This window comes from Streptomyces sp. NBC_00009, from assembly GCF_045040855.1.
Lineage (GTDB): Bacteria > Actinomycetota > Actinomycetes > Streptomycetales > Streptomycetaceae > Streptomyces > Streptomyces aureus.
This window is the reverse complement of the sequence record NZ_CP108312.1, coordinates 4,616,606-4,637,396: the sequence shown is the minus strand read 5'-3', so window position 1 is coordinate 4,637,396 and position 20,791 is coordinate 4,616,606. Positions and strand designations below refer to the sequence as shown.

The following is a 20,791-nucleotide window of genomic DNA, read 5'->3' as shown; positions in this document are numbered from 1 at the left end:
TCCGATTTCGGTGTCACCGTATCGGGTGAACGCGCTCGTCACCCGGGCGCACCGGGGCGCGCGGAAGCAGTCCCCTTCCCGTCGCCCCTCCCGGTCACGCCTTCCCGATCAGCCACGGCTGGTGAACGTCTGAGCGGAGGCGGCGCCCACCCCGGCGAACGACACGAGCGCCTCGACCGGGTCGAGCCCCGGGCCCGTCCCACGAGACTCTACGAACCGAGGATCGACGTCAGGAACTCGCCGACCCAGCCCAGGAGTTCGCGTCCGACGAGCGGCTTGCCGCCCACCTTCGCGGTCTTCGGGCGCGGGACGAGGACCTGGTGCGCCGCGGCCTTGATGACCGTGCCCGGGTAGAGGCGCTTGAGGCGCAGCTCCTGCGACTCCCTCAGCTCCACGGGGGCGAAGCGGATGTTGTTGCCCTGGAGGACGATCTCGGCGACGCCGCACGCCCGTGCGAACATGCGCAGGCCGGCGACGAGCAGCAGGTTCTCGACCGGCTCGGGCAGCTTGCCGTAGCGGTCGGTGAGCTCCTCGCGGACCGCCTTGACGTCCGCTTCCGTGTTCACGGAGGCGATGGCGCGGTAGGCCTGCAGCCTGAGCCGCTCACCCGGCGCGTACTCGTGCGGGACGTGCGCGTCGACCGGGAGCTCGATCTTGACGTCCAGGGGCGGCTCCTCCTCGACGCCGCCCTCGACGGCGGCCCGGTAGTCGGCCACCGCCTCGCCGACCATGCGGATGTAGAGGTCGAAGCCGACGCCCGCGATGTGGCCCGACTGCTCACCGCCGAGCAGGTTGCCCGCGCCGCGGATCTCCAGGTCCTTCATCGCCACGTACATACCGGCGCCCATCTCCGTGTGCTGGGCGATGGTGGCGAGACGCTCGTGCGCGGTCTCGGTGAGCGGCTTCTCCGGCGGGTACAGGAAGTACGCGTAACCGCGGTCGCGGCCTCGGCCGACGCGGCCGCGCAGCTGGTGGAGCTGGCTGAGACCGAAGTTGTCACCGCGCTCGACGATCAACGTGTTCGCATTGGAGATGTCGATGCCCGACTCGACGATCGTCGTCGAGACGAGGACGTCGAACTTCTTCTCCCAGAAGTCCACGACCACCTGTTCCAGGGCCTGTTCGGACATCTGGCCGTGGGCCGTCGCGATGCGCGCCTCGGGGATGATGTCGCGCAGGCGGGCCGCCGCGCGGTCGATGGACTCGACGCGGTTGTGGATGTAGAAGACCTGGCCCTCGCGCAGCAGTTCACGGCGGACGGCGGCGCCGATCTGCTTCTCCTCGTACGGGCCCACGAAGGTGAGCACCGGGTGGCGCTCCTCCGGCGGCGTGGTGATCGTCGACATCTCGCGGATGCCGGTGACGGCCATTTCGAGCGTACGGGGGATGGGGGTCGCGGACATCGTCAGGACGTCGACGTTCGCGCGGAGCTTCTTCAGCTGCTCCTTGTGCTCGACGCCGAAGCGCTGCTCCTCGTCGACGATGACCAGTCCGAGGTCCTTGAACTTCGTCTCGGAGGAGAACAGGCGGTGCGTGCCGATGACGATGTCGACCGCCCCGTCGCGCAGGCCCTCCAGGGTGGCCTTCGACTCGGTCTCCGTCTGGAAGCGCGACAGCGCCCGTACGTTCACGGGGAACTGGGAGTAGCGCTCGGAGAACGTGCCGAAGTGCTGCTGGACGAGGAGGGTCGTGGGCACGAGGACCGCGACCTGCTTGCCGTCCTGGACGGCCTTGAAGGCTGCGCGAACAGCGATTTCGGTTTTGCCGTAGCCGACGTCGCCGCAGATCAGGCGGTCCATCGGGACCGTCTTCTCCATGTCCTCCTTGACCTCGGCGATGGTCGTGAGCTGGTCGGGCGTCTCCACGTACGGGAAGGCGTCCTCCAGCTCGCGCTGCCAGGGCGTGTCCGGGCCGAAGGAGTGGCCGGGCGCCGCCATGCGCGCCGAGTACAGCTTGATCAGGTCCGCGGCGATCTCCTTGACCGCCTTCTTCGCGCGGGCCTTCGTCTTCGTCCAGTCCGCGCCGCCGAGCCGGTGCAGCGTCGGGGCCTCGCCGCCGACGTACTTGGTGATCTGCTCCAGCTGGTCGGTGGGGATGTAGAGGCGGTCGCCGGGCTGGCCGCGCTTGGCGGGCGCGTACTCGACGACGAGGTACTCGCGGGTCGCGGCCTGGACCGTGCGCTGCACCATCTCGATGTAGCGGCCCACGCCGTGCTGCTCGTGGACGATGTAGTCGCCGGACTCGAGGGTGAGCGGGTCGATCGTCTTGCGGCGGCGGGCCGGCATGCGCTGGCCGTCCTTGCCGGCCGCCTTCTGGCCGGTCAGGTCCGTCTCGGTGAGGACCGCCAGCTTCAGGGCCGGGTCCACGAAGCCGTAGTCGATGGAGCCGCAGGAGACCTGCACGACCGCCGGGGTGAGCTCGGTGAGGTCCTGGTCGAGGCGGGCCGGGACTCCTTCGCCGCCGAGCACCTCGACGGTGCGGGCGGCGGGGCCGTGCGCCTCGGTGACGTAGACGGTGCGCCAGCCGTCGGACAGCCAGCCCTTGGTGTCGGCGAGCGCCCGCGCGGTGTCGCCCCGGTACGACTCGGGGGCGTGCATGCCGAGCTTGAGGGTGTCCCCCGCCGCGTCAGCGGCAAATGTCGCTGTCAGCTCTTCGTCTGCCGCGAACGGGGAGACGGACCACCACATCATGTCCAGCTCGCGGGCCCGGTCGCGGACGTCGGCGATGGACCGCAGGGACGCCGCGTCCACGTCGATGGGGGCCTCGCCGCCGCCGGCCGTGGCCGCCCACGACGCCTGGAGGAACTCCTGCGACGTGGCCACCAGGTCGGCCGCGCGCGTGCGCACCCGCTCCGGGTCGCACACCACGGCCATGGAGCCCTCGGGCAGCACGTCGAGCAGCAGCTCCATGTCGTCGACGAGGACCGGGGCGAGGGACTCCATGCCCTCGACGGCGATGCCCTCGGCGATCTTGCCGAGGAGTTCGCCCAGCTCGGGGTGTTCCTCGGCGAGGGCGGCGGCGCGCTCGCGCACCTGGTCGGTGAGCAGCAGCTCACGGCAGGGCGGCGCCCACAGGCCGTGCTCGGCGACCTCCAGGGAGCGCTGGTCGGCGACCTTGAAGTAGCGGATCTCCTCGACGTCGTCGCCCCAGAACTCGACGCGCAGGGGGTGTTCCTCGGTCGGCGGGAAGACGTCGAGGATGCCGCCGCGCACGGCGAACTCGCCGCGTTTCTCGACGAGTTCGACCCGGGAGTAGGCGGCCGCGGCCAGCGACTCGACGATCTCGTTCAGATCGGCGCTCTGTCCGGTACTCAGCGCCACGGGCTCCAGGTCGCCGAGCCCCTTGACCTGCGGCTGGAGCACGGACCTGACGGGGGCGACGACGACGGAGACCGGGCCGGTCTCGGGGTCGTCGGTGCGGGGGTGCGCGAGGCGGCGCAGGACGGCGAGGCGGCGGCCCACGGTGTCGGAGCGCGGGGAGAGCCGCTCGTGCGGGAGCGTCTCCCACGAGGGGTACTCGGCGATGCCGTCCGGCGGCAGCAGCGAGCGCAGCGCCGCGGCCAGATCCTCGGCCTCCCGCCCGGTGGCGGTCACGGCGAGCACGGTCCGCCCGGTCCGCCGCGCGAGAGCAGCCACCGCGAAGGGCCGCGCGGCGGGCGGGCCGACGAGATCGACGTGGGGGCGGTGCCCGTCGGTGGCGGCCTTCACCGCTTCGGCGAGCGCCGGGTCTCGGCTTACGGCGTCCAGCAGACCGTGCAGGCTCATGAAGGGCTTCCATCCCGGGGAGTGGGCAACGCGAACCGCCCGACACGTCGAACGGGCCGGGTCCTCCAGACTACGTCGCCGGGTCCGCCGCCACCCGATCGAGCGACTGTCATCAAGGAGACGGAAGAGTACAGTTTCGTACATGAGTGAGACGCTGCCCATCACCGAAGCCCGGGCCCGGTTCGGCTCGCTGATCCGCCGCACCGCCCACGCACGCGAGCGCATCACGATCACGGATCACGGCCAGCCCGCGACGGTGTTCATAAACCCCAACGAGCTGGCCGAGCTCGAGGAACGGGTGCTGGAGCTGGAGGAGAAGCTGGCCGTGGCCCAGTACCGCGCCGAAAAGGCCGCGGGCACGTTCGTCGGCGTACCGCACGAGGAAGTCGGCAAGCTGCTCGGCCTGGAGCGTGAGTGAGCTACCAAGTCATCTGGCACGAGCGGGCAACCAGCACCGCGGTCCGCTTCCTCAAGGACGACCCCGAAGGCCTGCGGCAGGTCTACGCGGCCGCCGACATGCTCGCCGACGACCCACGCCCGATCGGCACGACCGCCTACGGGGCCCCGGAGCTGCGGCGTATGCACATCGGCCGCTACCGCCTCCTGTACGAGATCGACGACGGCACCGTCACCATCGTCGTCCTGAACATCGGACGCATCCCGTAAGCATGAGTGCGGGCCCGGGATGTCCCGGGCCCGCATCCATTCCCACCCCCCGCGCGACAGCTACTCCGTAGCGATCGCGTTCAGTACGTTCATCCGGCCCGCCCGGAACGCCGGGATCAGGGCGGCGAACAGGCCCACGAAGGCCGAGCCGATGAAGACGCCGAGGATCGTCGGCCAGGGGATCTCCAGGACGTTCAGGCCCTCCAGGGCGAGGAGCTTCTGGGCGGTCGCGCCCCAGCCCATGCCCAGGCCGAGGCCGAGGAGGGCGCCGAAGAGGGCGATGACCACCGACTCCAGGCGGATCATGCGGCGCAGCTGCCGGCGGGAGAGGCCGATGGCGCGCATCAGGCCGATCTCACGCGTCCGCTCGACGACCGACAGGGCCAGGGTGTTCACGACGCCCAGGACCGCCACGATGATCGCGAGGGCCAGGAGGCCGTAGATCATGTTGAGGAGCTGGCCGATCTGGTCCTTCAGGGTCTGCTTGTAGTCGGTCTGGTCGTTGACGTGGACCGTCGGGTCGGACGCGACCGACGACTTCAGCGCCTTGTAGGCCTGGTCGGCCTTGCCGGCGTCCGCCTTGGCGAACATCATCCCGTTGAGCGGCAGCCGGTCGGCGGGCAGGTACTGCTTCGCGGTCGTGAGGTTGATGTACATCGCGCCCTTGTCGAACGTGGTGTCGTCCGACGTGATCGCCGCGATCTTCAGGTCGGCGCTGCGGCCGCGCTCGAAGGCGACGTTCATGGTGTCGCCGACCTTGAGGTGGTTCTTCTCGGCGAACTCCGAGCCGACCGACATCGCGTTCTTCCCGTACGCCGCCGACAGCTCACCGGCGGTCGTCTCGCGCCGCAGGTCCTGGGCGTACGTGGGCGTCGCGGCGACGAGCGACTCGTCCTCCTTCGTACCGCCCGGCGTGGTCAGCTTCGCCTTGACGAACTTGACCTCCGTGACGTGGGAGACATACCCCGACTCACCCGCCTTCTTCAGGGCCTCGGCGGCCTGCGGCTTCAGCCCGTTCTGTCCCTCGATGATGAAGTCGGCGCCGACGGACTTGTCGAGCTCGCTGGTGGCCGAGGCGACCATCGAGGAGCCGACGACGGACAGGCAGGCGACGAGCGCGAGGCCGATCATCAGGGCCGCGCCGGTGGCGCCGGTGCGGCGCGGGTTGCGCAGCGCGTTGCGCTCGGCCATGCGGCCGACGGAGCCGAACATCCGCAGGAGTACGGCGCTGATGACGCGCACCACACCGCCCGCGAGCAGCGGTCCGATGACGACGAACCCGATGAGCGTGGCGACGATGCCGACGCCGAGCCACAGGGAGCCCTCGCTCGCCTTGGCGGCCTGCGTGGCCGTGTAGAGCGCGAAGCCGCCGCCGCCCGTGAGGACGAGACCGATCAGGGCGCGGACGACTCCCGCCTTGACGTCGGCGGGGGTGCCGGCGTCCCTGAGGGCCGCCATCGGCGAGACCTTGCCCGCGCGGCGGGCCGGAACGTAGGCGGCGAAGACGGTGACGACGATGCCGAGGAGCAGCCCGACCACGGGGGTCGTCCACTGGACGGTCAGGTCGTCGGTGGACAGGTCCATGCCCGCCGCGGACATCATCTTCATCAGGCCGACCGCGAGACCGACGCCCGCGCCGACGCCGATGACCGATCCGAAGACGCCGAGCAGCAGCGCCTCCACGAGGACCGAGCGGTTGACCTGCTTGCGGCTCGACCCGATGGCGCGCATCAGGCCGATCTCGCGGGTCCGCTGGGCGACCAGCATGGAGAACGTGTTGATGATCAGGAAGATGCCGACGAGGAAGGCGATCCCGGCGAAGCCGAGCATGGCGTACTTGATGACGTCCATGAACTCGCCGACGTCCTTGCGGTTGGCGTCCGCGGCCTCCTTCTGCGTCTGGAATTTGTACGGGCCCTCGAGGGACGCCGCGACGTTCTTCTTGAGGACGCTGTCGCTGACGCCGGTGGCGGCGGCGACGTTGATCTGGGTGAACCGGCCGCTCTGGCCGATGAGTTCGCGCTGGGCGGTGGCCGTGTCGAAGTAGACGACGGCGGCACCGGGGTTGGTCACCTTGAAGGAGGCGATGCCGACGATCTTCGCCCTGAAGTCGCCGGTGGCGGCGATGGTGCGCAGCTCGTCGCCCATCTTCAGGTGGTGCTTCTCGGCCGTGTCGGAGTCGACCATGACCTCGGTGGGCCCGCGCGGGGCGTGGCCCGAGGTGATGTCCATGGAACGCAGGTCGTTGTGCGTCCAGTTGCCCGCGATCGTGGGGGCGCCGTTCTCGGAGCCCATGTTCTTGTTGTCCGCGTTCACGACGGTCACGTTCATCGAACTGACCGCGCCCTCGGCCGACTTGACGCCGTCGGCCCGCTCGACCTGCGTGAGGGCGGAGGCCGGCATCGACTCGGGGCGCCCGGTGTCGCTGCCCTCGCTCTTGGCGGCCTTCGGGCTGACGGTCACATCGGACGACGTCGCCGCGAACAGCTTGTCGAACGTCGTGTCCATCGTGTCGGTGAAGACGAGCGTGCCGCACACGAACGCCACCGACAGCAGGACCGCCACTGCCGAGAGCGCCATGCGTCCCTTGTGCGCGAAGAAGTTGCGCAGGGACGTCTTCATCACGGTGTTCGCACTCATGACGTGCGCCCCCGCGCGTCGAAGTCCTTCATGCGGTCGAGGACGGCGTCCGCGGTGGGGCGGAGCATCTCGTCGACGATGCGGCCGTCCGCGAGGTACAGCACCCGGTCCGCGTACGAGGCGGCGACCGGGTCGTGGGTGACCATCACGATGGTCTGGCCGAGCTCGTCGACGGACTGCCGCAGGAAGCCGAGCACTTCGGCGCCGGCGCGGGAGTCCAGGTTTCCGGTCGGCTCGTCACCGAAGATGATCTCCGGCCGGGCGGCGAGCGCGCGGGCCACGGCGACGCGCTGCTGCTGGCCGCCGGAGAGCTCGGTGGGCCGGTGCTTCAGGCGCTCGGCCAGGCCCACGGTCTGCACGACGCGGTCCAGCCATTGCTTGTCCGCCTTGCGGCCCGCGATGTCCATCGGAAGCGTGATGTTCTCGAGCGCGTTCAGCGTCGGCAGCAGGTTGAACGCCTGGAAGATGAAGCCGATCCGGTCCCTGCGCAGCTGCGTGAGCTTCTTGTCCTTGAGACCGGTGATCTCGGTCTCGTCCAGGTAGATCTGCCCGGACGTGACGTTGTCGAGCCCGGCGAGGCAGTGCATGAGCGTGGACTTGCCGGACCCCGAGGGGCCCATGATCGCGGTGAACCGGCCGCGGGCGATGTCCACATCGACGTGGTCGAGCGCGACGACCCGGGTCTCGCCCGAGCCGTAGGCCTTGACGACCTGCCGCGCCCGTGCGGCGACGGCCGTCTGCCCTCCAGTGCCCCCGGTCCTGGGAATGGTCACAGCCGTTGTCACGGTAAGTCTCCTATGTCGGTCATGCGGAATGTCAGGTGTGTGCGACGCGCTTCAGTCTGGTGGCGAGGGGTGCCCCGGCACCCTGGTGCAGGTCACCGTCTTCCCCGGGGGAAAACCCCACCCCTTGAAGGTAGGAAGAACCCCCCACCCCTCTCGTCCTCCGGGGGTACGAACCGTCCCCTGTCCGTAGTACGGAGGTCCCCCTAGGGGGAGTCCACCCAACGGTGGAGCTCCTCTAGGGGTTCGCTCCACCTTCCTGCGCAGTCACGCTCCACCCTCCCGCCGCGATTAGGCAGGGGTCGCGCGTAGCGCGTCGTTGAGGGGCGGGGGTCGGGCGACGGGCGGGCCAAGTGAGAAGGTGTCGGGGGCGAGATAGATGCAGGGGGAAGGAATCCGGTGGGCGGCGCGACGACGCAGACGGACACGGGCAGGGACCGGCGCCGGGGCGCGGTCGTCGCCGCGCTGATGCTCTCCATGGCACTGGCGGCACTCGACTCCACCATCGTCTCCACGGCGGTCCCGCAGATCGTCGGCGACCTCGGCGGCTTCTCCGTCTTCTCCTGGCTCTTCTCGGGCTACCTGCTCGCCGTCACCGTCACGCTGCCGGTCTACGGGAAACTGTCCGACACCTTCGGCCGCAAGCCCGTCCTCATCGGCGGCAGCATCCTCTTCCTCGTCGGATCTGTCCTGTGCGCGGGCTCCTGGAACATGGGCGCGCTCATCGCCTTCCGCGTCGTCCAGGGCCTGGGCGGCGGCGCCATCCAGGGCACCATCCAGACCCTCGCCGCCGACCTCTACCCGCTCAAGGAACGCCCCCGCATCCAGGCCAGGCTGTCGACGGTGTGGGCGACCTCGGCCGTCGCGGGCCCGGCGCTCGGCGGACTGCTCGCCTCGTACGCGGGCTGGCGCTGGATCTTCCTGATCAACGTGCCCGTCGGCGCGATCGCCCTCTGGCTCGTCGTGCGCCATCTCCACGAACCCGTACGGGAGAAGGGGCCGCGCGCCCGCATCGACTGGGCCGGCGCGCTCGCGGTGTTCGCGTGCGGCGGGGTGCTCCTGACCGCGCTCGTGCAGGGCGGCGTCGCCTGGGACTGGATCTCGGCTCCGTCGATCGCCATGTTCGGTACGGGAGTCGCGCTGATCGGCGCCGTCGTCGCCATCGAGCGGCGGGCCGCCGAGCCGATCATCCCCGGCTGGGTCTGGCGCCGCCGCACCATCGCCGCCGTCAATCTCGCGCTCGGCGCGCTGGGCCTCCTGATGGTCGCGCCGACCGTGTTCGTGCCCACGTACGCGCAGGCCGTCCTCGGGCTCGCGCCCATGGCCGCCGGGTTCGTGCTCTCCGTGATGACGCTGAGCTGGCCCGTCTCCGCGGCCCTGAGCCAGCACGTGTACCGCAGGATCGGCTTCCGCAACACGGCCGTCGTCGGCATCGCGGCGGCGCTCCTCATCCTGCTCGCGTTCCCGCTGCTGCCCTATCCCGGGGCGGCCTGGCAGCCCGCGCTGGTCATGCTGCTGCTCGGCGCGGCGCTCGGACTCTTCCAACTGCCCCTGATCGTCGGGGTCCAGTCGACCGTCGGGTGGGCCGAGCGCGGCACGACGACCGCGTCCGTCCTGTTCTGCCGGCAGATAGGCCAGACGGTCGGCGCCGCGCTGTTCGGCGCCGTCGCCAACACCGTGCTCGCCGGGCGCCTGGGCGGCGCGGGGTCCCTCGACTCGGTGGCCAAGGCCCTGGAGGACCCCGCCTCCGTGGCCGACCCGGACCGGTTGCGGCGGGCCGTGGCGGCGGCCGTCGACTCGGTCTACGTGGGTGCCGCGTGCGCGGCCGCGCTCGCGCTGATCGCCCTGCTGTGCCTCGCCCCGCGGCGTTTCCCGGTGCTCGACCAGGACGGTGAGCGGGGCGCCGAGCGGGGCGGCGAGCGGTCGGATGAGGTGACATCAGGGGCCGATGGCAACTCAGTTGGCTCACAAGATGCGCATCAGCATCACTCACCCCCCTCACAACGAACCGACTGAACAGTTCGCGAGAACCGTCGCGCAAACCCCCTACCTACGAGTAACGTTCCGGCTCCCCCCTCGCTCCCTGCGTCCGCAATCCCCGGCGGACCCAAGCCGCGCAAGGAGAACCGGGATGTCCGACACACCGCACCGCTCCTATTCCGACCACCAGAACGAGCCATGGCAGGGCCCCTTCCCCACGGGCCGGAGCCAGTACGGAAACCAGAACCGGCACGGGTACCAGCAGCCACAGCAGCCGTACCCGCAACAACCGCCGCACCCGCAACAGCAGCCCGACCCCGCCCTCACCTATCCCTGGGCACCCCCTCCCCCACCACCCGCGCCCACGCACCGGCTCCCGCGCCACCCCGCACTCGGCCACCACAGCGACCTGCGACTGCTGCGCAGCGCCTACCGCTGGCAGCGGCGCGTCGCCACGCTCACCGCACTCGGCTACTTCACCCTCTTCCTCGTCCTGTCGGCGTTCGCGCCCTCCCTCATGACGGGCACGCTTCCCGGCGGCTTCTCCACCGGCCTCTTCCTCGCCCTGTGCCAGCTCCCGGTGACCGCGCTCGCGCTCTGGCTCTACGAGTACACCGCCCGCCGCCGCGTCGACCCGCTCGCCCACCGGCTGCGCAGACAAGCCGAGTTGGACCAGCGTCCGGCTCCCGGAACGGCCGGGGGGAACTTCCGGTGACGGACTTCAGCAGCTCCGCACAGGGCATGTCCCTGGTCGCCTTCACCGCGGTCGCCACCATCACGCTGCTCCTGTGCGTGATGACCGGCCCCGACCGCGACAACCTCGACGAGTTCTACACCGGCTTCGGCTCCCTCACCCCGATGCGCAACGGCCTCGCCATCGCGGGCGACTACATCTCCGCGGGGACCGTCCTCGGCACCGGCGGCGTCATCGCGCTCACCGGCTACGACGGGATCGTCCTCGCCCTGAGCACGTCCCTGTCCCTGATGCTCTTGATGTTCCTGCTGGCCGAACCCCTGCGCAACGCGGGCCGGTTCACCATGGGCGACGTGATCGCCCGCCGCCTGCCGGGACGCTCCGTACGCATCGCCGCATGCGCCACCACCCTCGCGGCGCTGCTCCCGCTGATGCTCGTCCAACTGGCGGGCGCGGGCGACCTGCTGGCGTTCGTCCTCGGCTTCAGCAGCGAGGGCTTCAAGACGGGCTGCGTCATCGCGCTCGGCGCCCTCATGATCAGCTACGCGGCGATCGGCGGCATGAAGGGCACCGCCCTCATCCAGATCATGAAGACCGTGATGCTGCTCGGATCGGGCCTGACCGTCGCCCTCCTGATCCTGTACCGCTTCGACTGGAACCCGGGCGCCCTCGCCTCACAGGCCGCGCAGGCCAGCGGCGTGGGAGACGCCTTCCTGCACTCGGGCCTCCAGTTCGCCGGCACCGCCAACCCCCGCCTGGACATGATCAGTTCGGAACTGACCGTCGTCCTGGGCGGCGCGTGCCTGCCCCACGTCACCATGCGCATGTACACGGCGCGCAGCGCGCGTGAGGTGCGCCGCTCGATGTCCTGGGCAGTGTCGGCGGTCGGTCTGTTCGTGCTGATCATCTCGGTCGTCGGGTTCGGCGCAACGGCCTTCCTGGGCCGGGCCGCCGTCGCCGCGGCCGACCCGCAGGGCGACACGGCGTATCTGCTCGGGGCGCGGGCCGCGTTCGGCGCGGACGCCTCCACGGCGGAGACGCTGGTGTTCACCACGGTCACCACGGCGCTCTTCCTCACGCTGCTCGCCTCGGTCGCCGGAATGATCCTGGCCTGTGCCAACTCCCTTGCGCACGACGTCTTCGCGCACCGCAAGGCGCCGCTCACCAGCCGCAGGGAGATGACACTCGCCCGCATCTCGGCGCTGTCCGTCGGCGGGCCCGCGATCCTCCTGGCCACGCTCGTCCAGCACTACAACCTCCAGCCGCTGGTCACGCTGTCGTTCTGCCTGGGCGCCTCGGCGCTCGCGCCCGCGCTCGTCTACAGCCTGTTCTGGCGCCGCTACACGAGTACGGGCCTGCTGTGGACGCTGCTCGGCGGCACGGCGTCCTGCCTCGTCCTGATGACGGGCACCAACCTGGTGTCGGGCTCGCCCACCTCGGCGTTCCCCGGCCAGGACTTCAACTGGTTCCCCTTCACCACGACGGGCATCGCCTCGATCCCGCTCGGCTTCCTCTTCGGCTGGCTCGGCACGATGGCCTCCGGCCGCCGAACGGCCGACGGCCAACGCCGCCAGTACGAGGCGGTGGAGGCGTGGATCCTGGCGGGCGCGACGCGACAGGTCCCGAAGGGAGAGGACGGGTAGCCCCGACACGGTCCACGCGCCCGGCCACGGCGTCTTACCGGCGGGGTTGCGGCCCCATCACGGCGTCCCGCCGGCGGGGTTACGGTCCCTCGACGGCTTCCCGCCGACGAGGCTGCGGCCCCTCCACGGCTCCCCGCCGGCGGGTTGCGGCCCCATCACGGCCTCCCGCCGGCGAGGCTGCGGCGCCATCACGGCGTCCCATCGGCGGATTGCGGCCCCATCACGGCGTCCCATCGGCGGATTGCGGCCCCATCACGGCGTCCCATCGGCGGATTGCGGCCCCATCACGGCGTCCCATCGGCGAGACTGCGGCCCCTCCACGGCTCCCCGCCGGCGAGGGCGCGGCCTCTTACGGCGTGCCATCAGCGTGGGCGCGGCCCATGGCCAACAGGGCGCGCCTACGGCGTCCCGTCGGCCGGGTTGCGGCCCGTGAGCATGGCCAGGGTGGTGCGGACGTGTTCCATGTGGGCGCGTACCTCGTCCCACTTCTCGCCGTGCGCGCGCAGCACCCGCTCCGTCTCGCGGCCCACGCCCTCCTCGTGCAGGGTCGCCTCCGCGAGGAGCTCCGCGGCGCGGGCCCCGGCGTTCTCCTCGCCGTGCCGGGCCGACTCCTCCGCCTCGGCGAACGCCCGCCGCGCCTCGGACAGCCGCCCCTCGGCCAGCGCCAGGCGCTCCGCCTCGCGCGCGTCCGCCCCGGCCTCCTGCCCGGCAATCTCCCGCTCGGCCTCGTCCCGCCGCTCGGCGTGGTCCTTCTCCTGCCCGGCGAGCGTCGCCGCGGTCCGCTCCCGCACGTCGTCCAGCGCGGCGAGCGCTTCCTCGCGCCGCTCCTTCGCCTCGTCACGCGCGGCGGCGCGGACCCCGTCGGCCGTGGCCCGGCCGGCGCCCAGCCGCTCGTCGGCCCACTGCTCGGCCTCGGCCAGTACGGCGTCGGCCGCGGCGCGGGCCGCCTCACGCGTCTCCCGCGCTCGGGCCTCCGCGTCCTGCGTGATCCGCCGGACGTCATCGGCGGCAGCCGCCCGTACCCCGTCCGCCTCCTCCTCGGCGAGGGCGAGGATCTCGCGGGCGCGGTCACCGAGGGACTCGTACGTCTGCGGGGCGAGCTGCGTCACGGCCAGCCGCAGCCGCTGCGCCTCGGCCTCCAGCTCCTCGACCTGAGCGGTCAGCCGGACGACGCGCTCGCGGGCGTCGTCGCGGCCCTGGGACAGCTCGGCGGCCAGCGCGTCCACCTGCCCGGGACGGTAGCCGCGGCCCCGTCCCGTGACGAAGCCATGGGGCGACACCGACGCACCGCTGCTCATCCTTGATTCCCCTCTTCGCCTCTTCGGCTCTCCTACCCGGCACCTGATCGAGCCGAAGCGCTCAAAACAAGACACTCCACCCAACCCACTCGACAAGGATGCGCCAAATGCTGCCGAAAGTCGGAATCGGGAGCCCGGAGGGCGAGGGAGCTCACACCCGGCCCGCCGAGACGCACACGCACGAAGCGCATAAACACGACGCACACAAAGGGGAGAGGCGCGCGACCGATTCGGTCACGCGCCTCTCCTGCACTTCCACCTGTACTTCCACCGGTACTTCAACCGGTACTTCAACCGGTACTTCAACCGGTACTTCTGCCGGTACTTCTGCCGACGGTTACAGCAGGCCGTCCCACATCTGCTCGAGCAGCACCGACCACCAGCCCTCCGGCGACGCGAGCGCCGCCGGGTCGACGGCGGCCAGCTGCGCCTGGAAGTCGACGGTCCAGCGGCCCGCCTGCTCCTGGTTGAGCCCGAACCGCAGCGGCCACATCCGGCCGAGCACCGCGAGGCTGCGCGCGAACTCGGGCAGGCCCGTGTTCACGAACTGCGGCGGCACCGGCGCACCGCCGGGACCCGCCTCCACCGGCACGGCCACGATGTTCGCCGTGCCGTACTGGACGCAGATCGCCCGCCCGAAGTCACTGCCCATCACGAGGTACGAACCCGCGTCCGACGCGGGCTGCACCCCCCGCTCCTGCGCCAGCTCGGCAAGCGTCGGCACCGGGCGGCCCGGCTGGGCCTGCGCCCAGAAGAACGGCCCGAAGTCGGCGGGCAGCCCCGCCACGACGAGGGTGTGCGCCACGATGTCCGGCACGCCCTGACGGGACACGGCCCGCTGGTCGAACCGGAACACCCCGGGACCGAACGCCGCGGCCAGCTCCTGCCCGATCGCCTCCGGCGGAACCGGCGGCATCGGCTGCGCGGGCGGCAGCGGCGCACGCACCGGCGCGAGCCGCGCCGGACCGTCCGCCACCTGGTGCAACTCGCCCTGGTGCGCGATCAGCTGCTGCATGCCCTGCTGGCGCGACGCGTGGTCCCTGCCGTACGGGGCGATGGACGTGATCCTGGCCTGCGGCCACTGCTCACGGATCATGCGGGCGCAGTACGCGCCCGGCAGCTCGCAGGACTCCAGCTCCGTGTGCAGCTCCAGAACCTGGTCCGGCGGGATGTTCATGCCGCGCAGCTCATGGAAGATCTGCCACTCCGGGTGCGGCGTACCGGGCGCCGAGCGGCGGATGAGCTGCTGCTCGGACCCGTCGGGCGCGCGGTAGCGCAGCACGGCCTGATAGCCGGGCCCCACGGTCGGCTGCCCCGTGGGCTGCGGATATCCGTACGCGGCCGGGGGCGGGCCACCCGGAACCTGCTGCCCGGGCACGGGCGGCGGCATCGGCATACCGCCCGGCGCCTGCGGCGGCGCGGGAGGAGGCATGCCGGGACCGACCTGACCGGGACCGGCCAGCATCGTCGCGGCGTGATGGACACCGCCACCGGGAGCCCCTGGCGCACCGGGCACGCCGGGCACGCCGGGTGCCGCCGGCGGGGGCGGCGCGCCGGGACCGGCCGGTCCCGGCTGGGCCAGCATGGTCGCGGCATGGTGCACACCACCGGGCGGCGTACCTCCGGGCGGGCCGGGAGGCTGCGGCGCACCGGGGGCGCCGGGCGGACCAGGCGGCTGCGGCGCGCCGGGAGTTCCGGGGGCGCCGGGCGGCTTGGGAGCACCCGCACCGGGCGCGCCGGGCGGACCGGGCGGCTTGGGTGCGCCGGGGCCACCCATGCTCGGGTCGGCCAGCATCGTCGCGGCGTGGTGCACACCGCCGGGCGGCGTACCACCCGGGGCGGGCGGCGCCTCGGGCCCGTCGGGGCCGAGCTGAGAGACGAGCTGCGTCGGAACGTAACCGCCCGCCGGAGTACCCGGAGCGCCGGGCCCCGAGGGACGCGCACCGGGAGTGCCCGGGGCACCGGGCGGCGGCGGAGTCGTCGCGCCACCACCGCGCGCACCGCGGGGCGGACCCTGCGCCTTGCTGGTCGCGGCGTCGGCGATGTCACCGGCCCCGGGCGCGAGCGGCCGCCCGGGCGCGCCCTGCCCGCCCGGCGGCGGAGTCTGCTGCGCGCCGGGGCCCTGCGGGTAGCCGTACGCGTCGGGAGCACCCGGCGGCGGAGTCTGCTGCTGACCCGGGCCCTGCGGATAGCCGTACGTGGGCGGCGGAGTCTGCGGCACACCGCCCTGCGAACTCCCGGGCGCCTGCGGCACGTTGGGCGGGGGCGGAGTGCCAGGCCCCTGCGGGTAGCCGTAGTTCGGCGGGGCGCCGGGCGGCGGAGTCTGCTGCGCGCCGGGGCCCTGCGGATAGCCGTACGCGTCGGGAGCACCCGGCGGCGGGGTGCCCGGAGCGGCGGGAGCGGGCCCGCCGACCGCCGGGGCCACCGCCGTGCGCGGAAGCTGGCTGCCGCCCGACATCAGCGCCGTCTTGGCTTCCGGCGCGGCGGTGGGCGCAGGCACGTCACCCCCGTCGACCAGCGGCGGCGCGAACACCGTCGCCGGAGGCGCGACCGAGCGGTCCTCCTCCTCGTCCGCGTTCGTGTCCGTACCGGCCCACGGGGTCGCCCCGGAAGGCGCCGCGGGCGAGGCGGGCCACGGCGTCGCACCGCTGCCCGCGTCGGCACTCGCAGGCGTGGGGGCGGCCGGCTCAGGCGCGGACGCACCCGCACCCGCACCCGCACCCGCACCCGCACCCGACGTACCCGTACCGAAAGCAGCACCCGTACGGGACCCAGAACCCGCACCGGAACCAGCCCCGGAAGACACGCCGGCCGACGACGCGTCCCCCCGCCGGTCCGGAATGCCCAGCTTGTCCGCCGCCTCCTGGAGCCACTCCGGAGGGCTCAACAGGAACGACGTCTGATTCAGGTCCACCCGCTCCGGCGGCGCGTCCGCCGGCTCCGGCGAAGCCTCCGGCAGCCCGTACTCCTCCTCGTACCGCCGGATCACCTCACCCACCGGCAGCCCCGGCCACAGCGAGGCGTCCCCGCTGTCACGCGCGATGACGAGCCGCTGGCGCCCGCCGTCGGACACCGGACCGCCCTCGCGGTCCTCGGCCCACACCACGAACCCCAGCTCGAACTCCCGCACCCGCACCTCACGGTGCTGATAGCCGGGCACATCGCCGTTGATCCACTCTTCGGCGCGCTCCTGCGCCTGCGCGAACGTCACCATCGGACACTCACCCCTCGTCCGGGACAGTCGAAGCAGCCGTTACAGCCACGCCCGAGGCGTCGACCGCACTCGCGAAACCGCCGTCCACCATCAGGTTCGCCACCGTCTCCAGCTCCGGCGGATTGCCCGCGAGCCGGGCCAGGAACGCGTCGAAGTCGTCACCGCACGGCAGCAGCAGACGCTCCACCCGCTCGGCGACCGACCAGCCGGCCGTGTCCCCGCTGTCCCGCGCGTCGTCGTACGCGCAGAACCACACCGAACCCGCCCGGTCACCCTTGACCTTCACGGCGAGAATGCCGCCCTGCGCGAACCCGACACCCAGATAGTCCTTGGTCAGATGGTCACGCAGGCACTTGTTCACGTACACCAGATCGTTGACCGCGGCCTCGTCCCGCACCGTGAAGAACGGCTGGTCCACCAGAAGCCCCAGCTCGGCGTCCAGCGCCGCCCCCACCGGAGCGCACCCGCCCGCCGCCTTCAGGAACGCCCGGTACGCACCCGGCAACCGGTACCCCAAGTCCTCCTCGGCACCGAGGACCTGCTGCTCCGTCACCGCCACCGACGACTTCGGCAGCCCGAAGTGCGCCGGCCGCGTCTCCTGCAACGGACGCGTCCCCCGCTTGCCGTGATCCACCGCCGCCGTCGCGAGACCACCGTGATGCCGCAGCAGCGCCTTCACCTCGACCGGGACCAACTCCATGCGACGACTGCCCGGCACGTGATGCCAGGTCCAGCCGTGCGGCGTCGCCACCGGCACGATCGTGTCCCACAAGTCATGCCCGGCGGCGGCCAGAGCCGCGTTCGCCGACACATAGTCCGTCAGCCGCAGCTCATCGACCCCGAACCCCTCCGGGGGCTCGGCGATCTCCGCCGCGGCACGCGCGTAGGCCGAAAAATCCGGATAGCCGTTCCCGTCGATCCGTACGCCCCTGGGATGGCGCGCTGCACGGACCGGGTCCGGGAAGTGCACGACCTGCCCGGCGTAGGCCGCGTTCGGCGGCGCGGCTTGCTGCCCGAGCCGACCTGTCGTCATGGCGGTTGCCCCCTGCGGCACTGTTATGGATCGCGGATAGCGACAGCCTATGCGGTTGTACGACACCGGTCACCGGCCCTCCGGTTCCATGACCAGCAGTCACCCCACCGTGACGATGAGCCCACGCTCCCGCGTGTCGCCACGCCCCAGCTTCCGCACCACCGGCCGCATTTGGCAGTCTGTGCACGCAACCCGGGGGATTGCAGGAGGGGAAGCACCACATGCAGAGCAGCACCGCACCGTCATCCGACACGGCCGTCGCGACCGCCTCGGAGCCCGACACCGGGCACCCGGCCACCGCCGACGGCGCCTCCGGCGACCCACGCGTCGGCTGGAGCAGCGCCGAGGACGCACCCGCCCCAGCCCTGCGCCAGCGCCGCGACGGCATCCTGCCCACCGTCGCCGCCGCCCTCTCCGTGCGCGGCACCACACTGACCAGCACCGCAGCCCGCGGCGAACATGCCCCCGCCCTGCACCCCCTCGTCCAGGACTTCCTCGACACCCTCACCAGCGCCCAGCGCGACCGCTTCACCGGACGCTGCGCCGAAACGATCCTCATCTCCCGCCACCTCACGGCAGCCGACGAGGAACGCTCCAAACGCGCCCGCCGCAAACCCATGACCAACGGCGAAGCCCGCAAAGCCCTCAAACACGCCAAACTCACCACCCGCCGCATCCGCGAGGACGGCGACCCCCTGCACGGCGGCTTCGCCCGCCCCTGCCGCGCCTGCGCCGCACTCACCGCCCACTTCGGCGTCCACGTCGTGGACCCGGCCACGGACACCACCGGCTGACCGGCACACCAGAACACCCACGCACGACCGCAGGCAGCAGCAGAACAGGACGAGGCCACCCCACATGACCGCCGACCGCACCCGCTTCACCGCCCCCGTCGACGCCGCACTGCGTGCCGCCGGCTGGCAGCCCGGACGCTGGGACATCAAACAGGCCGAATTCTGGGCCGACGCCCTGCGCACCCACGTATCCCCCGCCGGCCACCGCCACACCGTCTTCCCCGCCGCCGTCGAGGCCTGGGCCGAATTCGGCGGCCTCCACCTCACCCCACAGGGCCCCGGCCGCCAGATAGCACCCGCCCAGCCCCACCTCGACCCGCTCCACGGCCTCCACATGGCCCGCACCCTCGGCGACCTCGGCCGCGCCCTCGACACCGAGGTCTGCCCCCTCGGCGCCGAATCCGGCTCCGAAGCCCTCCTCGCCATCGACACCGAAGGCCGCGTCTACGCCCTCGACCACAGCGGCGACTGGTACCTCGGCCCCGGCATCGACCACGCCCTGGAAACCCTCGTCAACGGCACCAGCCCGACCCGCCTGACCGCTTAGCCCCGAGCCCCACCGGCGATCAGCCGCCTACGAAACAGGAGGGGACGTGGCGGGATGTGCGCGCGGAGCCACCAGCACCACGCGCAGGCGGCATGGTCTCGCCGGCGAAGCCCCGTAGAACAGCGAGCACGTACATCCCGCCGCGGCCCCGCACCACAAGCGGGCGCAGCCCCACCGGGCAGCAAGGGCACACGCACAGCAAGCCGACGCACCCCCACCGGGCAGCCACGGGCACACGCACAGCAAGCGCCACACAGCCGGCGGAAGAAGCCCCACGCGGCCGGCAGCAGCCTCCGACCGCGAGCCCTACCCCGCCGGCAACACCGCAGACACCCGGAACCCACCCGCATCAGTCGGCCCGCACACAAACACGCCACCCAGGCCCGTCACCCGCTCCTTCATACCGACCAGCCCGTTTCCCCCACTCGGCAGCCGCACATCCGACGCCGAATCCGCGTCCGGCGGCGGCTCGTTCTCCACCTGCATCGCGATCTCCGACACCCGATGAGCCAGCCGCACATACGTCTTCGCGCCCGCCGCATGCTTGTGCACGTTCGTCAGCGCCTCCTGCACCACCCGGTACGCGGTCTGCTCCACCGCCGCGACATACGACCGCATATCGCCCTCGACGAGCAGCTCCACCACCATGCCCGCAGCCCGCGACTGACCCACCAGCTCATCGAGATCACCCAGACACGGCCCGTCCTCGTCATCAACGGCACGCGACGCCGCAGCCGCAGCCGCCACCCCCACCGCCGCCAACGGCACCCCCGCACCCGGCTCACGCCCGCCACCACCGGACCGCATCACACCGAGCATCTCCCGCAACTCGGTCAACGCCTGCCGGCCCATGTCCCCGACCAGCGCCGCGTTCTTCACGGCCTTCTCCGGATCCTTACGAGCCACCGCCTGCAACGCCGCCGCATGCACCACCATCAGACTCACCCGGTGCGCCACCACGTCATGCATCTCCCGAGCGATCCGCGTCCGCTCCTCACCCCGCGCCCACTCGGCCCGCTCCTCCGCGCGCTCCGCGAGCAACTGAAGCTCCCGCTCCAGCGAATCCGCCCGCTCCCGCAGACTCTCCATGAGACGCCGCCGCGCACCGACATAAAGCCCCAGCAGCAACGGCGGAGCGGTCACACCCAACGACGTCGTGATGGCGACGAACGGAACGAACCAGTCCCCCACCCGCACGAGATTCCCGTGCCCCATGTCCTGCTGCGCCCGCACCACCGACACGATCAGTGTCCCGACGAACGACATCCCCGCCAGGGCCCCGATGATCCGCCGCGGCATCTCGGACGCGGCCAGCGTGTACAGACCCACCACGCTCAGCAGCACACCCATCCGGGCCGGAGTCACCGCGACCCCGATCAGCACCACCGCGATCGGCCACCGCCGCCGCAGCACCAGCATGGCCCCGGCAAGCACCCCGAAAACAACACCCACGGCCGCCGGCACTCCGGCGTCCCGCGCGAACCCGACCCCCTCCACCCCGCACTCCGCCGCCGACGCGACGGCCAGCCCTACATCGAGCACGGCACTACGCCGCCGCTCCCACCACCACGGCCCCCCGGCCGTCCGGTGCATTTCCCCCGTCGTGGTCATGCCGTCCAGCCTACGGGCGGGGAGTGCCCCTTTTCCGGTGAGTTTCCGCGACAGCCCTCTGCCATGGGCGTCATTCGAACAGAAGCGAAACCAGCCGGTATCCCTCGAACTGTTGGTCCATATGC

Annotated in this window: 14 protein-coding genes; 7 read left to right on the top strand and 7 right to left on the bottom strand. The window is 71.8% G+C overall.

All coding sequences use genetic code 11. The features are described 5' to 3' along the window. Nucleotides 1-209: 209 nt before the first annotated feature. Nucleotides 210-3,764: a transcription-repair coupling factor gene (gene mfd / locus OHA58_RS21010; RefSeq protein WP_405480591.1), complete on the bottom strand. Its 3,555-nt coding sequence runs from the start codon at nucleotides 3,762-3,764 to the stop codon at nucleotides 210-212. A gap of 142 nt (nucleotides 3,765-3,906) precedes the next feature. Between mfd and OHA58_RS21005 the strand changes: the two genes are divergently transcribed. Further along, the gene (locus OHA58_RS21005) at nucleotides 3,907-4,182 is read left to right on the top strand and encodes a type II toxin-antitoxin system Phd/YefM family antitoxin (protein WP_405480590.1); all 276 of its coding nucleotides are present in this window, start codon (nucleotides 3,907-3,909) and stop codon (nucleotides 4,180-4,182) included. After that, nucleotides 4,179-4,430 (top strand): type II toxin-antitoxin system RelE/ParE family toxin, encoded by a 252-nt coding sequence (locus tag OHA58_RS21000; protein WP_405480589.1) that lies wholly within the window; start codon nucleotides 4,179-4,181, stop codon nucleotides 4,428-4,430. The genes OHA58_RS21005 and OHA58_RS21000 overlap by 4 nt, the downstream gene beginning before the upstream one ends. A 60-nt stretch (nucleotides 4,431-4,490) precedes the next feature. Here OHA58_RS21000 and OHA58_RS20995 read toward each other — a convergent pair whose 3' ends face one another. Together OHA58_RS20995 and OHA58_RS20990 are read right to left on the bottom strand one after the other, a co-directional pair. Then, complete coding sequence (locus OHA58_RS20995) at nucleotides 4,491-7,070, bottom strand: ABC transporter permease (RefSeq protein WP_405480588.1); 2,580 nt, start codon at nucleotides 7,068-7,070, stop codon at nucleotides 4,491-4,493. Further along, nucleotides 7,067-7,855 carry an ABC transporter ATP-binding protein gene (locus OHA58_RS20990; RefSeq protein ID WP_405480587.1) on the bottom strand — a complete coding sequence of 263 codons (789 nt, stop codon included), beginning with the start codon at nucleotides 7,853-7,855 and terminating at the stop codon, nucleotides 7,067-7,069. The genes OHA58_RS20995 and OHA58_RS20990 overlap by 4 nt, the downstream gene beginning before the upstream one ends. 396 nt (nucleotides 7,856-8,251) lie before the next feature. Between OHA58_RS20990 and OHA58_RS20985 the strand changes: the two genes are divergently transcribed. From OHA58_RS20985 to OHA58_RS20975, 3 genes are all read left to right on the top strand, one after another. Beyond that, nucleotides 8,252-9,868, top strand: a complete 1,617-nt coding sequence (locus tag OHA58_RS20985) for an MDR family MFS transporter (RefSeq protein WP_405480585.1) — start codon at nucleotides 8,252-8,254, stop codon at nucleotides 9,866-9,868. Between the two features lie 115 nt (nucleotides 9,869-9,983). Continuing rightward, nucleotides 9,984-10,547 (top strand): DUF485 domain-containing protein, encoded by a 564-nt coding sequence (locus tag OHA58_RS20980; RefSeq protein ID WP_405480584.1) that lies wholly within the window; start codon nucleotides 9,984-9,986, stop codon nucleotides 10,545-10,547. Between the two features lie 26 nt (nucleotides 10,548-10,573). Further along, nucleotides 10,574-12,169, top strand: coding sequence for a cation acetate symporter (locus OHA58_RS20975; RefSeq protein WP_405485080.1), 1,596 nt, complete (start codon nucleotides 10,574-10,576; stop codon nucleotides 12,167-12,169). Between the two features lie 398 nt (nucleotides 12,170-12,567). On the opposite strand, the gene OHA58_RS20970 is transcribed toward OHA58_RS20975, so the two are convergent. The 3 genes from OHA58_RS20970 to OHA58_RS20960 all read right to left on the bottom strand — a co-directional run bounded on the left by OHA58_RS20970 (nucleotide 12,568) and on the right by OHA58_RS20960 (nucleotide 17,714). Further along, a complete protein-coding gene (locus OHA58_RS20970; RefSeq protein ID WP_405480582.1) occupies nucleotides 12,568-13,467 on the bottom strand; it encodes a cellulose-binding protein in 900 nt (299 codons plus the stop codon). A 337-nt stretch (nucleotides 13,468-13,804) separates the two neighbouring features. Then, on the bottom strand, nucleotides 13,805-16,681 hold the full coding sequence (locus tag OHA58_RS20965; protein WP_405480581.1) for an SUKH-4 family immunity protein: 2,877 nt from the start codon (nucleotides 16,679-16,681) through the stop codon (nucleotides 13,805-13,807). Nucleotides 16,682-16,688: 7 nt separating this feature from the next. Beyond that, entirely contained in the window at nucleotides 16,689-17,714 is a 1,026-nt protein-coding gene (locus OHA58_RS20960) for an SMI1/KNR4 family protein (RefSeq protein ID WP_405480580.1), read from the bottom strand. 221 nt (nucleotides 17,715-17,935) lie between these two features. Between OHA58_RS20960 and OHA58_RS20955 the strand changes: the two genes are divergently transcribed. Continuing rightward, the gene (locus tag OHA58_RS20955) at nucleotides 17,936-18,508 is read left to right on the top strand and encodes a YwqJ-related putative deaminase (RefSeq protein WP_389530818.1); all 573 of its coding nucleotides are present in this window, start codon (nucleotides 17,936-17,938) and stop codon (nucleotides 18,506-18,508) included. A 64-nt stretch (nucleotides 18,509-18,572) separates the two neighbouring features. Further along, the gene (locus tag OHA58_RS20950) at nucleotides 18,573-19,055 is read left to right on the top strand and encodes an SUKH-3 domain-containing protein (protein ID WP_405480579.1); all 483 of its coding nucleotides are present in this window, start codon (nucleotides 18,573-18,575) and stop codon (nucleotides 19,053-19,055) included. Nucleotides 19,056-19,361: 306 nt separating this feature from the next. Here OHA58_RS20950 and OHA58_RS20945 read toward each other — a convergent pair whose 3' ends face one another. Continuing rightward, nucleotides 19,362-20,666, bottom strand: a complete 1,305-nt coding sequence (locus OHA58_RS20945) for a sensor histidine kinase (RefSeq protein WP_405480578.1) — start codon at nucleotides 20,664-20,666, stop codon at nucleotides 19,362-19,364. Nucleotides 20,667-20,791: the final 125 nt, after the last annotated feature.

Bases quoted from the DNA above. Each gene is read 5' to 3' on its own strand.
- OHA58_RS20955 (WP_389530818.1), top strand. From the start codon at position 17,936: ATGCAGAGCAGCACCGCACCGTCATCCGACACGGCCGTCGCGACCGCC.
- OHA58_RS20980 (WP_405480584.1), top strand. From the start codon at position 9,984: ATGTCCGACACACCGCACCGCTCCTATTCCGACCACCAGAACGAGCCA.
- OHA58_RS20960 (WP_405480580.1), bottom strand. From the start codon at position 17,714: ATGACGACAGGTCGGCTCGGGCAGCAAGCCGCGCCGCCGAACGCGGCC.
- OHA58_RS20950 (WP_405480579.1), top strand. From the start codon at position 18,573: ATGACCGCCGACCGCACCCGCTTCACCGCCCCCGTCGACGCCGCACTG.
- OHA58_RS21005 (WP_405480590.1), top strand. From the start codon at position 3,907: ATGAGTGAGACGCTGCCCATCACCGAAGCCCGGGCCCGGTTCGGCTCG.
- OHA58_RS20970 (WP_405480582.1), bottom strand. From the start codon at position 13,467: ATGAGCAGCGGTGCGTCGGTGTCGCCCCATGGCTTCGTCACGGGACGG.
- OHA58_RS20975 (WP_405485080.1), top strand. From the start codon at position 10,574: ATGTCCCTGGTCGCCTTCACCGCGGTCGCCACCATCACGCTGCTCCTG.
- OHA58_RS20945 (WP_405480578.1), bottom strand. From the start codon at position 20,666: ATGACCACGACGGGGGAAATGCACCGGACGGCCGGGGGGCCGTGGTGG.
- mfd (WP_405480591.1), bottom strand. From the start codon at position 3,764: ATGAGCCTGCACGGTCTGCTGGACGCCGTAAGCCGAGACCCGGCGCTC.
- OHA58_RS20995 (WP_405480588.1), bottom strand. From the start codon at position 7,070: ATGAGTGCGAACACCGTGATGAAGACGTCCCTGCGCAACTTCTTCGCG.
- OHA58_RS20965 (WP_405480581.1), bottom strand. From the start codon at position 16,681: ATGGTGACGTTCGCGCAGGCGCAGGAGCGCGCCGAAGAGTGGATCAAC.